This is a genomic window from Kitasatospora sp. NPDC028055 (genome assembly GCF_040637885.1).
Lineage (GTDB): Bacteria > Actinomycetota > Actinomycetes > Streptomycetales > Streptomycetaceae > Kitasatospora.
The window spans coordinates 66,157-79,251 of the sequence record NZ_JBEZXE010000028.1; the positions used below are offsets into that span (position 1 = coordinate 66,157).

The window sequence follows — 13,095 nt, forward strand, 5'->3', positions numbered from 1 at the left end:
CGTTCGGGCTCCTTCGATGCGTGCGCGGGTATCAGAGTGCCAGGCGGCGTTCACCGCTCGTCCCGGCGCGTAGTCCAGCTTGTAGTGGGCGAAGATCGCCGCCTCGTGCTCGGCCGGCAGTACGCCGTCGATGCCGATCCCCGCGCCGTCTTGACCTGGCTCCTGGGCCAGACCCTGCAGATAGCCCGGGCCGACCCGCGCGTCGGCGAGAGGAACAAAGACCAGGCGGCGGCGTGTGGGCAGCCCGACCGTGACGGTGGCGAACGCCGGCCGATCCGTCGCGGTGTCGACGTAGACGGGTTCCAGCGTGCCGATCTTGTGGCGGTCGGCATCCACCGCGTCGAGGGCCGCGCCATTCCCGGATGTCAGCCGCTTCGAACATCGGCAACCTCCGATGTCGGTGGGCACTTCCCATTCTCCCTCCGGCGTGTGCCGCCGCCATCTGCCCGGTGTGCCGGCAGGGCGACTCGGTACGGCCACCGGTCGGCGATCAGGGTCCGGGTCTGGGAGGGGCAGCACATGGTCGGCGAGCCCCAGGCCGGGACCGAGTGGTCACGCAAGTAGCCGGAGCAGCCCGCAGCCGGCCGGGGGAGGAGGGCCGGGGCCGACGATGGTCGGTGTGGTGTGTCCGTTGGTGAACGGAGTCACCCGTCTGCCCGCGGGTCTGCGGTCGGCGCGCCCGCGGCTGTCAGGAGGTCGGTGCCGGTGCGGGTGTTGGCCGGGTCGGACGCCGCTGTCATCAGCCACTCGGCGGCGGAGGCTTCGGCCTCGGGGGGAATCACCAGGAGCTCCAGGCGCAGAGGGGTGAAGGAGCACACGATCACCTCGTCCGCGTCCTGCTCCTGTTCGAACCACCCGACGTGGATGACGTGGCCTGCGACCTGGACGCGTCGGGGGATGACCGGCCAGTGCGTCGGATTCACGGTGACACGGGTGACCTTCCCCCACGTGGGGTCCAGTGCTGCCGCCAGCGGGGGCAGCTCGCGCAGGAGATCGTGCGAGCGCGGCCACCATGCTCCGTCCAGCCGGCCGCGCGTGGCGCCCTCGGGTGTCAGTGACAGGCGGACCGTCGGCCCTGGCCCAGGTGGCTGGGTGGCGGCGGGATCGGGGGTCGCGGTCATGTCGAGACACCTGCCTCGGCTCGTTCGTGGACGGCCTCGTGCTACCGCCAGGGCGCCGCAGAAGTCTGCAGCTCGTGGACGGTGCGCTCTTCCACCGTACTCCGGCCGCAGCCCCGCCCTCCGGGGTGAGCAGGGGTGGTCGATGGGCGGGGTGAGCAGGGGTGGTCGATGGGTCGCCGCTGGTCGACCTTCGTCTCGAACTCCGCCACGCACCCCGGTCTGCCCGTAGCGGTCCTCTCCGTCGGCCGACTTCATCGCCTGGGCCCACGCGGATCGGCGTACGACTCACCGGCACTTCCCTGTCCCGGCGTGGCACCGGCCCTCACCCTGCGACACCTCGGCCAGGGTGGATCCTGTGACTGCGTGGGGTGAGGCGCAGGAAATCTCTCGAGTGGAATTTCTGGTCAAACGCCAAGCGGAGGAATTTTCAAAAATTAACTTATGTGCATGGTGGGATCGAATTCTCGCAGTAAGGAGTATCCTGGAAAGTACCGGAAGAAGTTACCGGTAGGACGATCGCGAGGAGGCGAATATGCAGATCACTGAGGCAGGATCCCTGGCTCTGCGACTCGTGATCGAAAAATTGTCCGCCTTTTCGGCGGGAAAGATCACAGGGTGAATGGGGGGAAGGGGCACAGATTCAGATCCTGCTGCCCCGGTCGGCGTTACGCTCATGCAGGCCGGAAGGCCGTTCCCCGCAGCGATGCGGGGAACGGCCTTTTTCTGCGGCGGGGCCGCGTGTCATGGTTCGGTGGAGGACCGCCTCTACCGGCGTCCGGCGGCGACTGCTCTGCGGGCATCCCGGCCGGCAGGGCGTCCTCGGCCAGCACACCTACGCGTCCCACCGGCTGCGGTTCGCGATCAAGGGCGTGGAGAACCTGGCCGACTTCGAAACACGGATCGAGAAGGACGCACAGGCCGAGGACGACGGAATGACCACCCCGGAAAGTTCGAGGGTGACAAGGCCTGGCTCGTCGGCGCCGAGAACCGCAACCGCGGCTCCCTGCCCGCCGACATCTGGCGCGGCACCGCGGCCGGACTCGCCGACTGCGGAGCCCTGGCGGTCTACCCGACCGGTGGTTGGTGGAAGTCCCACAACAGATCCGACCGCGTCGGCCAGCCAGCCTCCTACGACCTCCTCGTGTCCCTCACGACACCTGAGATCGAGACGGACCTCTACACACCGGCCACAGTACGGCTCGATGTGCCGATCCCGACCGACCTGGTCGCGCGAGTGGAGACGACCTCCGGAATCCCCGTGCAACTGCCCCTGACCTGGTAGACGACGGGAGATCGGTCGATCCCGTGCCCCAGACACCGCCGGGCAGCTCATGTCTACGCTGCCCGGCGCACTGGTGGGTCCCGTCCTGCTCACGCCGCCTGTCCGAAGTTGCGACCGACGGCGGGGTCCGTCTGGCGGGCTGCCTGGGCGTCCGCGTGGTCGAGGGCGGCGGAGAGCGCCTTGACGGCTTCGTCGGCGGAGTCCTTGAGGAGGTGGCCGTAGAGGTTGATGGTGATGGCGAGGGTGGAGTGGCGCATCGTCTTGGAGACGACGGCGACGGGGATGTCGGCGGCGATCATGATGCTGGCCGCGGTGTGCCTCAGGTCGTGCAGGCCGATCCTGGGGAGGCCGGCTTCGGCGGTGCGCTTGCGGAGCTGGTCGAGGACCCACTGCGGGCGAAGCGGGGAGCCGTCCGGTTTGGCGAAGACGAGGCCCTCCAGACGTCCTTCGGGGTGGGCGGCCATCTGGAGGGCGGCCTGGCGGTGGAGGGCGGCCATGGCCCTGGGGGAGAGGCTGATCCAGGCGCGGCTGGCCTCGGTCTTGGGCTCGCGGAAGAGGATGCCGTTGTTGTTGACGGCGGCGAGGGTCCAGCGGACGTAGAGCTTGCGGTCCATGAGGTGGACGTCGGACCAGTGCAGGGCGAGGATCTCGCCGCGGCGCATGCCGGTGCCGAGCATGACCTCGAACAAGTCGCTCAGCCGGTCGGCGTAGTGCTCCGAGTTGTGGCGCAGGAACGCCGCCGCCTCGTCCGGCGTCCAGCAGGTGCGCTCGACGGCACGGGGCCTGGGCGGAACGGAGTGCTTGGCCGGGTTGTACCGCAGCCGCCACGTGCGCACCGCGTGGTTCAGGGCGTTGCGCAGCGTGGAAACAACCCGGTAGACGGTGACCCGGCCGCGGCCGGCCTTCTGCTGGGCGGTGACCCAGGCGTCGATCTGCTTGGGGCGCAGGTCGGGGAGCCGGTAGTGGCCGAAGGCGGGGATCAGGTCCCGCTCGACGCAGTCCGCGTAGCCGGCGTAGGTGTTCGGCGCGAGCACCTCCTTCTTCGCCGCCAGCCACTCCCGCAGGAAGCTCGCCACGGTGGTGCGGCGGTCCTCGTAGACCCCGCGCAGCTCACCGTCCAGCACCGCCTTCATCTCCCGCACCGCCTCCGCCCGGGAGGCGAAACCGCCCCGACGGCGAGTCCTGCGCTTCCCGTCCTCCCTGGCCAGGTCCACGCAGTACGTCCACCTCCCGTGATCCGCCTCCTCCAACAACCGCACACACCACGGACCCAACTGCTTCCCGTGCCCGTCCGAGCAGCCACACCGCCGGTAAACCCGGCCCCGCTGCGCACGCTGTCCCATGAGCTTCCCTCTCTCGGATTGGGTGATCCCGGGACCAAGAGTCGCTGCCCTGTCGGGCGTGGCGGCAGAGCGTGTGGGAGGGGGCGCGAGGCACGTCAGAACCAATCGGCGATGACACGCTCAAGACGACACACCGCCTGGAAGATCACCATCCGTAGCCGATGGGTAGTCGACCTTGATTCGCCCTCTGCGAACCCGCTGGCCGGTGGCGTTGCTGGTGGATCGTGGGGTGCTTCGACCCGCGGTTGCTGAAGGCCCGCCAGATTGGTGTCACTCGCCGCGACCGGAGCCCTGGGGACCGCTTGGGGACCACTTTGGGACCACGCGCGACGAGCGCCAATGAGCGCCCATGGGCGATAACGGACGCTTGTGCACGAAGTGAACGCTGACGGTGCCTCACTCCGCACGATCCCCTTCGATCGGTCGGGCATGTCTGATACCTCCAACGCCCATTGAGAGCAAGGCAGTTGAGAAGCAGAGGAGCCAGGACCTTAAGGTCCTGGCTGGCGACACTACTTGAAGTACTTGACTGGGGGTCAAGGGGTCGCAGGTTCAAATCCTGTCGTCCCGACTGTGAAGTCGCTTGTGAGAGCGGGTACTTGGGAAACCAAGGGCCCGCTCTTACTGGTTTTCGGGGCCCGTTTTTGGTCCTGGGCGGGTCCCAAGATGGTCCCCAGGCTTGGCCGCTGGTGCGTCGCCACCCGTTGCTCCAGCGGCTCGTATGCGGGTTGTTCTTCGAATCTAGGTGAAGTGCGCCGGCCGCGGGTCAAGTAGGTCAAACTGGTTCATATCGGGTCATTTCTAAGGCCCTTCTGGCGCCTTCTGCTTGCCGCGGAGTGACTCGGGCAGCCTCGGAGCGGCTTGTCAGCGGCCATTTCGAGGCGATGGCAGTAACGGTGTGTTACCAGCGGCGGGTGATCTGGCCGTCGCGTTGGAGCTTCTCGAGGTGATGGGTGAGGGATTGGCCGGCTTCCAGGATCCGGAGCACGTCGGGGTGGAAGTAGCGCTGAGTGGTGGTGATGAGCCGGTGTCCCGCGATTTCCATGAGGATGTGCGGAAGGATGCCGACGTCGGCCGTCCAGGTAAGGCCGGTGTGGCGCAGGTCGTGGCGACGCAGGTGTTCGTAGCCGAGGTCCCGGGTTACGTCGTCCCAGTGGGTGGCGTCGCGCAGGACTGCGGTGCTGATGCGAGCGCAGCGCGGGCCGGTGTAGAGGCGGGCATCCGGATCGCCTCGCGCCGCTTGTATCCGCCTGATGATGAGCGGGCGCAACGGTTCGATGATCGGGATGAGGCGGGCGACCCTACCCTTGGTGCGCTTGTCGACCAGGCCGCCGGGAGCGGGGTGGTCTGTCGGCGGCAGGTCAGGAGCCACTTGTCGGTATCGACGTCGCGGGCCCGGACTCCGGAGACCTCGCCGATCCGGGTGGCAGTGCAGGCGCTGTGGACGACGACATCACCCCATCCGCGATAGCGGTTGTATGAGGCCGCGACCAGGGCATCGGCGAGTTCGGTGAGGGCGTCCCAGTCGCGCGGGGCGAGGGAGCGGGGGATCCCGCAGTTCGTCTTCGGCTTGCTGGTATTCGCGCTGCCAGCCGGTGATGTGGGCGGGGTTGTGTTCGAGGATGCCGTCCACTATGGCGTGCTCGAAGATGCGAGAGAGAGCATGGCGAGGGTGTTCTTCATCGTGGAGCGGCTGCAGCCATCGGCGATCCAGCCGAAAACTGCCGCAGTGATGAGAGCGGTGGTGATCAGGCGAAGGGGGAGCCGTCCGAGCTCAGGCTCGATCCGCAGGTGTCAGCCGGCGAGGTATGGAGCGTGCGTGGTGGTTTTCAGGCCGGTCAGGATGACCGGGAGGCGGGGATTGACGTAGTCACCCAACGGCATGGAGGCCAGGGACGGGAGGACAGGGCTGCCGGTGGCGTCGGCCAGGATGGTCAGCCATTGGGTGATCAATGTCGGGTCGAGCCCATTGTGGACGGCCCCTGCCAGGATGCCGGCCCAGGCCTGTGTCTGGGCCGGGGTGGCCTGGGAGGCCAGCGAGCGGCGGCTGGTGAGCGGCGAAATGCGGTATTGCGAGCGCAGGCCGCTCGGAGGGGCCGGAAGGTCGGCGGTGGTGATCTCGCTGAACGGGTCCGGGGTGGCTGATTTCCAGGAATGCGTTGAAGCACTCATGCACCATGATTGCGCCGATTCTCCTTGCTTGCTTGATGCCGTCATGGTGTCATTGCGTCATGCTCTACCGTGTGCCCTCGCTGCAGGACATCGACCAGTCCGTCCTCGCGGAGATCGACGAGATGCGGGACCGGTTGCGTCTTCACCTGCGTACCCCACGTCGCTGGGAGAGGCAGCTGCGCCGTAACCTCACGGCGCGGGCGATCGCCGGCTCGAACACGATCGAGGGCTACGCGGCGAGCGTCTCGGACGTCGAGGACATCATGGTCGGCGAGGCGCCGATCGATGCGAACGACACCGTCACGGCCGAGATCGAGGGTTATCGGCAGGCGATGACCTACATCCAGCGCCTCGCCGACGCGGGCGACGACTTCGCCTACAGCAAGGGCCTGCTCAACGCACTGCACTTCATGATGCAGGGCCACCACCTGATCAAACGGCCCGGCTGGTGGCGTACCGGGCCGGTGTACGTCACCTCCGCCGAAGACCCGACCATCGCTGCCTACACCGCCCCTGATGCCCAACAGCTGGCGGGCCTGACCGGCGAGCTGGTCGAGTGGCTGAACGAGGGAGACCTCGACGCACCGGGTCTGGTGCGCGCATCGATGGCGCACCTGAATCTGGTGTCGATCCACCCGTGGTCGGACGGCAACGGGCGGATGTCCCGCGCCCTGCACACCCTTGTCCTGGCCCGCGAAGGGATCATGGCGCCGGAATTCTCCAGCATCGAGGAATGGCTCGGCCGGGCCCGCAACACCTACCGCTACTACGACATTCTCGCCGACGTCGGCGGCCCGGTCTGGACCCCCGACCGCGACACCCTGCCCTGGATCCGGTTCTGCCTGCGCGCCCACCACCAGCAGGCCCAGAGCGTCGAGCGCCAGGTGAACACCACCCGCGAGGTCTGGACCGCCCTCGACGAAGCCGTCGAGCAACACGGCTGGCCCGACCGCATGCTCTACGCCCTCTACCCCGCGGCCATGGGCAACCGCCTGCGCCGCGCCACCTACCAGGCCGACGCCGAGCTCAGCGAACAGCAGGCCCAACGCGACATCCGCGAACTCGTCCGCGCCGGCTGGCTCGCCGCCAAAGGCGAGGCCCAGGGCCGCTACTACACCGCTGGCCCCGACCTGCCCGATGAGATCACGCGCGGGGTTCGTGCGCCCAGGCCACTGCGCGACCCCTACGCGTGATCCGGCAGGTGCGGGGACGCTCGATCTCACCAGCGTCGGCCTCGGGTCTTCCCGCTGCTCGGCCGGTACGCGTCCTTCACGATCTGCGCGAGGTCGTCCTCGCTGAACATTCGATGGCTGCCGATCTGCCGGTGTGGGACTCGACCGGCGGCGGATTCCGAACGCAGCCAGGCGACGCCGACGCCGAGGCGTTTCGCGGCTTCCGTGACGGAGTGCAGCAGGGGTTCGTCGCTCTTGGGCTTGTCGTCGCTCGAGCAACCTGTGGGCGTGTGCTGGGGCAGCCCGGTGGGCAGGTTGAGCGCGGCCGCCTCTGCGGCGGCGAGTAGTACGCCGAGTCCACGCAGGCGAGCTCCGTCGCCGATTCCGTCGTTGGGCCCGGGCAGGCCCAGGGCGCGGCGGGCTTGTGTGGCCGGATCGTCGGAGGGTAGCAGCAGGGAGGCGAGCCGATAGTCCTCCTCGGTCATCGGAGCCTTGGCTTCGAACGCCTTGAAGAGGCGCAGTCGTTCGCTCTGCAGCGCGCCTTTGTCCAGGCTCCGAGTGCTCTCGCGCAGTTCCTCCCAGCTGGCGTGGGCCTGCACAGCGGCCAGAGCGTAAGAGGTCACATCCGTACCCGGGTTGGCCTTCACCCGGCGGTGCTGGTAGCAGACGTCCATCCCGGACTCGACCGGGACCTTGCAGGGGAAGCCGTAGAACGAAGCGACCGGTTCGGGACAGCGCGGCCTGTCACTGGCGAGTGAACGGTCTGTTCCGGCCCGGATCTGGCGGATCTGCTCCGCCGCGTTCTTCAACGCCGGTTTGGGGACACCCCACGCCTTCGCGGCCTCCAAGGGGCTCAGGTGATCCAGTCTGTGCATGCGCTCGATCGGCGTTCCTGCGCCGTCCATGGGCAGCCCTCCGTAGTTGTCAGAGGATGTATCGTTCCCGCCACGCAATGCTGCTGTCCGGGGCTGACCGAGCTTGGTCGGCATATGCATGAGGGCGCCCGCTCATGGTTCCTGTTGGCTCGTTCTCCAGCGAACCCTATTCGTGGCTGGTCGTGGAGTGGTCAGTGGTGTACCTGCCCATGACGCACTGGCTGAGCGGTCACGTTCTGTGGTCGATGGGTGGTTGACGTGGATGGCGCTGCGATCGCTCCGCAGTGGCCTCTTGCCGTGCCACCACACCTGTTCGAAGCCCCATTGCCTACGGCCTCTCAACCTGGCGGAACCAAAGCTGACTTGATCGGAACGGCCCTCCGTAACTACTCACGTGCCCGTGTGACCGGACGGTGCGCCCGTGTGCCGGGGCGCTTCCACCGGGCGCCCAGGTACAGTGGCGGTAGCACCTGGTCCGGACCGCCGGTAGCACCGGCGGAACCAGCTACGGGCTCACCGACTTCATCGCCGTCCGGGGGAACGTTCGCAGCGTGCCCACCAGCGGAACTCCAACGTCAGCGCACGCTTGCCGTGCTGTGCGCCTTCCTACATCGGAGCTTTCCGCATGCCCGACCACCAGGTCAACGCGGTTCCAGAAGACTTCTTCTGCGAACACACATCCAGCAAGAGCCGGGTCATGGCCCTCGTCAGCCACGCCACCGGACCCACCTCGCTCCAGGCTGTACTGACCTGCCGCGACAGCGATCTCGCGCACCGAGCAGCCCAGTTGCTGCGGAAGGCGCTCACCTCCGCCCCAAAGACCTGGCGGGCGGTGTCGATGGAGCAACTCTGCGCGCAGCTTCCGGACGCTCCGGCCGCCTCCCTCCGGCAGGCCGTCACGCACGCGCTCGCTCGGACCTGGCCCGCGGTTGCCGGATCGCTCATCGACTGGCGCGGGCTGTCCGAGGACACCGCGCAGGGCGCGGGAGACGAGGCCGACGACGGTGGGCACCAGGAACGGGAAGTCCGAACGCCGTACGACGCGCGCCTTCGCGAGCTTGCGGGCCCGGTCGTGCAGATCGTTACACTGCGCGAGTACCACGTTTACGACCCCGAATTGCTGGTGAGGACGGCTGCGGCGCAAGGCTGGGCGCCGTTGCCGGCGGAGGAACTGGATGACGACGACCCGAACGACGTAGTCGGCGCGGTCATGTGCCTCAGCAGTCGCGACGAGGTGATCGACGGCGCCGACAACGTCACCGACCAGAGCACCGGCCACCGGCTGCGGGCCGAGGACGGGGACGAGGTCGCCGACTGGAGCCCCAAGCCCGTGACCGCTGAGTTCGGCGCTGGCTGGCGACTCTCCACCCAGGAGGCCAAAGGCCGGACCATCAGCACAGAATGGGGGGAAGTCCCGGACTTCGCAGCGCTGTTCGCGGCGACCGAGCATGACTGCGACGACGAGGAGTGCGACGACTGCGCCTGGCGGCTCACCCCGCGTACCGCTGACCTCCTGCACAGCGCGCTGTGCGGCCTGGCCGACCAGGCATACGACGACGCGGAGGCATTTGGGGACGAGCCCGTCACGGTCGAGGACAAGGGCGACTGGGAGTTCTTCGCCCGGTTGCCCAAGCTCACCCACGGCTGCGACCTGCAGTGGCGCCGCCGCATGGCCAGGGCCCTGGACGACCTGACCGACGACCTCGAACACGGCCGCTGGCCCGAACCGACGTGCACCGCTGAGGAACTGGCCCTCCACCTGGCCCTCCGGGAGGCACCGAGTTACCTCGACGAGGTCGAGGACAATGAGGAGAGCCTGCACCGTAAGCTCCCCGTCCACGACGACGACTACGACTTCGACACCTGCAAGGACCTGTTCTTCCAGGACGCCGACGTGCTGATGCTCTACAGCCCCCGCTTCGACGGGATCGAGGACCCTGACGACGACGCGAACCGTCGACTCGGCATCGGAGACCTGCGCCCGGCAGCGTGGTTCGAGTCGTTCGACAACGTCGAGGCGCGCGACCCCCACCGCGGCTTCCGCCGCTGACCGGGGCCACCGCCACCTGTGGGCCGGAAGGGCGGCCGAGCCGTCGGTCCACAGGTGGTCACACTCCTGTGACTGGTGTGACAGTGGGCCTCATGGCCGGACCAGCGCAAGCCCGCTGGCTTCCAGCACGGCTGCCTGCCAGCGGGCAACAGCCTGCCCGGCGCACCTTGTCCTTGGCGGGAGTTGCGCGATTCAGAGCGATCGAGGCTCTGGGGTCGGTGGGACAGCCGCTGTCATCCGGGGAGCGGGCGGCAGGGCAGGTCTTCTCAGCCCGACCCTGGATTCGCGCCACTCTGGGGCCGCTGCCTCGTGCCGTGGTCGGGCTTCCGGCAGTCGAACAGCACGGGCCTGCCCGTGGTCGAAGACTGTGTATGCGTCGACATACCTGCCGTGCACAGGATTCGAACGACGGCGGGGACGCGCCGGCGGCAGGTCGGCGCTCCGGGAGGGCGGGATCCGGTCGATGTGCACGATCGGCTTGTGCGGCGTCACATTCCGTTCGCATCCTTTCGTGGCGCGGCCCATCGCGTGAGGCCGGACGAGAGGTGAGACATGGGTGCTGCCGAAATCGACGTGATGGACCTGGCGACACGGGCGTCCGAGGCGCTGGCCGTGGAGGTGGCACGGTCCGGGTGGGGTCTGGTCAAGGAGCGGATCGCTCGCTTCCTGACGCGTCATGAACCCGAGGCCGCGGAGCGGCAGCTGGCGGACCTCGATGCTGCCGCGGAGAAGGGCCCGGACGGCGACGGAGCACACGATGCGCTCCGGGCACAGTGCTTCTGGCAGCTTGGAGCCTGTCTGCAACGCAACCCCGACGCGGTTGAGGAACTGGAGCAGCTGCTCGTCGAGCTGGGGGACGGAGGCAGGACAACGGGCTCCGTGATGAACGCGAACGGCAACACCGGCAGCGTCGTCATCCAGGCAAGCGGCAACGTGAGCACGGGGCAAGGTTCCATCGCTGCCTCAACTTGGCCTAAGCGGTGACGGTGGAACAGCCCTTGAAGGAGCCGGGCCCTGGCACGCCCGGAGTCCAGCGCGCCGACGGCAATCACCGGTCGGTGATCGTCCAGGCCCAGGCCGCCAGCGGGGCCAGCGTGCTCGCCGTGGTCAACATCCATGAAAAGGAACTGCTTCCGGTTCACCCCGTCGATCCGTCGGTGATCTCTGCGGTGCGGCAGGCATGGGTCAGGACGAGCCGCGACGGCACGGAGGTGCTCGCCGCAGAGCAGACCCGTGATGTGCTCCTGCGCGAAGGCGGTCTGGCGGTCGTTGGCGGAGACGGCGGCGACGGGCGTTATGCCATCGCCGTCCGGTCCCTGGTCCTGCTGGAGAAGCCGCGCCGCAGCGAAGGAAGACCCTCGCTGCGGCTGTGGCAGATCACACCGGACTGGGATCCGCCGGACACCAGCCTGCTCCCGATCGAAGAGAACTGTGGGTACTTGCTGGACGTCTCTGCCGAGATCGCCGACTGGCCGAAGGAGATGCCCTCGAAGCTGGGCGACTACGGTCGCCGTCTCGCGCAGGTCGGTTCCTGCCTGGTCGTGATCGCAGGCCGTGACGGCTGGCCCACCATGGGCCCTGAATCCGCGGTGCTTGTGCGGGCACGGCCGCCGGCCCCTCTGGACCTGGTGAGATCGCACCTTGGGCTGTACCACCGCCGCCCGGAACTCCTCGAGCGGTTGCAGCCCGGACATGAGCCCCAGGAGCACGAGCAGGACCTCGCCCATCTCGTAACCAAGGGCATGCATCCGGCCGACGCTGCCGAACTCGCCCGGCTGCTCGCCGACGCGGTAGAAAGCGAGGAGAAGCTCTCAGCGGCCGTCGAACGGTTCACCGGCTGGAAGGACTACATCACAGGCTTCTTCGGCCGGACCGTCGAACGCCCGGAAGATCGCGCACTGCTCCTGGCCGCGGTACTCCTCGAAGGCGCCAGTCCCTCTCAGGTGCACCAGGCGGCCCGCGACCTGCTTGGGGACTCGGACAACAACAGCGTGCGCGACGCATTGTCGGGCCTGGACCTGGGGAGCCGCCTGCGTGAGGCAGGAGCCAACGTCAGCGACAACAAGGTCACCTTCACTCACCGGCCCGGCTACGGCTACGCGGTCCTCAAACACATCTGGACCGAACTCGCCAACACCCAGAGCCACATCAGGCAGTGGATCGCACGGATCACAGCCACGGGCGAGATCGGGGCCGACCGGCTCGGCACCATCGCCGACCTGCTGGCGAAGCTGGCGGCCGAGTACAACGACAGCAGCGTGCTGCCCAGCCCCACGACCCGGGGCGGCGGCGCCCCCGCCGCACTCAGCCGTGGTAGCGCCGCCGCCCTCATGCTGTCCTCCGCCGCCCGGCACCCTGTCCTCGGCGCGGGAGTGCGCAAACAGCTGCGCGAGAATTGGGCACCGAGCCGGGACCAAGAGGTCGCCAGGGTCGCCGCACTGGTGTGCCAGGGTGCCTTCGCCGAGCAGTTTCCTGGCCAGGCCCTGGTACGCCTCCGCCACGTCCTCGCTCGCGACGTGGAGGACCAGGCCAACGAGGAGGCCGGACAGGCCATTCGCGCCCTGGTGAGCGAGCACGGCAAGCTCGCTGTGACCTGGGCGGCGGTCAACGACTGGATCGGACCGCCGGACAGCAGCAGCCCCGCCAGGGCCGGCCGCTCGCGCGCCGGCCGGCGCGCTTTCCTCGCCTTGGCGGACCTGACCACCGACCCGAATCCCACGGAGCTCCTGTTCGCCGCAGCCCGCCATGACGAGTCCGTCACCGACGAGATCGTCGCGGCCTGGAATGCCACCCTGCCCGACTCGTCACTCGCACGCACCTGCGAGAGCAGCCTCACTGCTTGGGCCGAGGCCAGCATCGACGGACCCCTGCCGGCCGACCAAGTCCTCGAGCTCATCGAGCGGGTCGTCAGCGGCCGCATCAGCCTAGACCCGGTTGCCGCCGTCGTCATCGGCCGCGAGGTCAACACCGAGTCGAAGGCCATGCGCGAGTTCCGTCGGCGCCTGATCAGCCGCCGCTTCCCCGCCGCCCGACCAGAGCCGTCGTGAGAAGTGACCAGCCGACCCGCGCACAGCGGCGGG

The 13,095-nt window shown here is 68.3% G+C and carries 9 protein-coding genes and 1 pseudogene; 4 read left to right on the forward strand and 6 right to left on the reverse strand.

Features of this window, described 5'->3' with window-relative positions:
• Positions 1 to 31 precede the first annotated feature (31 nt).
• The 5 genes and pseudogenes from AB0F71_RS25110 to AB0F71_RS25130 all read right to left on the reverse strand — a co-directional run bounded on the left by AB0F71_RS25110 (position 32) and on the right by AB0F71_RS25130 (position 5,963).
• Positions 32 to 382, reverse strand: a pseudogene (locus AB0F71_RS25110) (PRC-barrel domain-containing protein).
• Positions 383 to 644: 262 nt separating this feature from the next.
• On the reverse strand, positions 645 to 1,121 hold the full coding sequence (locus AB0F71_RS25115) for a DUF5994 family protein (RefSeq protein ID WP_046386302.1): 477 nt from the start codon (positions 1,119 to 1,121) through the stop codon (positions 645 to 647).
• A gap of 1,371 nt (positions 1,122 to 2,492) precedes the next feature.
• On the reverse strand, positions 2,493 to 3,617 hold the full coding sequence (locus tag AB0F71_RS25120) for a tyrosine-type recombinase/integrase (protein ID WP_360238259.1): 1,125 nt from the start codon (positions 3,615 to 3,617) through the stop codon (positions 2,493 to 2,495).
• 1,030 nt (positions 3,618 to 4,647) lie between these two features.
• Positions 4,648 to 5,118, reverse strand: coding sequence for a tyrosine-type recombinase/integrase (locus tag AB0F71_RS25125; protein WP_360238261.1), 471 nt, complete (start codon positions 5,116 to 5,118; stop codon positions 4,648 to 4,650).
• 422 nt (positions 5,119 to 5,540) lie between these two features.
• Positions 5,541 to 5,963 carry a hypothetical protein gene (locus AB0F71_RS25130; protein ID WP_360238263.1) on the reverse strand — a complete coding sequence of 141 codons (423 nt, stop codon included), beginning with the start codon at positions 5,961 to 5,963 and terminating at the stop codon, positions 5,541 to 5,543.
• A 14-nt stretch (positions 5,964 to 5,977) separates the two neighbouring features.
• Between AB0F71_RS25130 and AB0F71_RS25135 the strand changes: the two genes are divergently transcribed.
• Positions 5,978 to 7,111 (forward strand): Fic family protein, encoded by a 1,134-nt coding sequence (locus AB0F71_RS25135; RefSeq protein WP_360238265.1) that lies wholly within the window; start codon positions 5,978 to 5,980, stop codon positions 7,109 to 7,111.
• Between the two features lie 26 nt (positions 7,112 to 7,137).
• Here AB0F71_RS25135 and AB0F71_RS25140 read toward each other — a convergent pair whose 3' ends face one another.
• On the reverse strand, positions 7,138 to 7,995 hold the full coding sequence (locus tag AB0F71_RS25140; protein WP_360238267.1) for a helix-turn-helix domain-containing protein: 858 nt from the start codon (positions 7,993 to 7,995) through the stop codon (positions 7,138 to 7,140).
• A 595-nt stretch (positions 7,996 to 8,590) separates the two neighbouring features.
• On the opposite strand from AB0F71_RS25140, the gene AB0F71_RS25145 reads away from it, so the two are divergent.
• From AB0F71_RS25145 to AB0F71_RS25155, 3 genes are all read left to right on the forward strand, one after another.
• On the forward strand, positions 8,591 to 10,015 hold the full coding sequence (locus AB0F71_RS25145; protein WP_360238269.1) for a hypothetical protein: 1,425 nt from the start codon (positions 8,591 to 8,593) through the stop codon (positions 10,013 to 10,015).
• A 552-nt stretch (positions 10,016 to 10,567) separates the two neighbouring features.
• Positions 10,568 to 10,999, forward strand: coding sequence for a hypothetical protein (locus tag AB0F71_RS25150; protein WP_360238271.1), 432 nt, complete (start codon positions 10,568 to 10,570; stop codon positions 10,997 to 10,999).
• Positions 10,996 to 13,062, forward strand: a complete 2,067-nt coding sequence (locus AB0F71_RS25155; protein WP_360238273.1) for a hypothetical protein — start codon at positions 10,996 to 10,998, stop codon at positions 13,060 to 13,062. The genes AB0F71_RS25150 and AB0F71_RS25155 overlap by 4 nt, the downstream gene beginning before the upstream one ends.
• Positions 13,063 to 13,095: the final 33 nt, after the last annotated feature.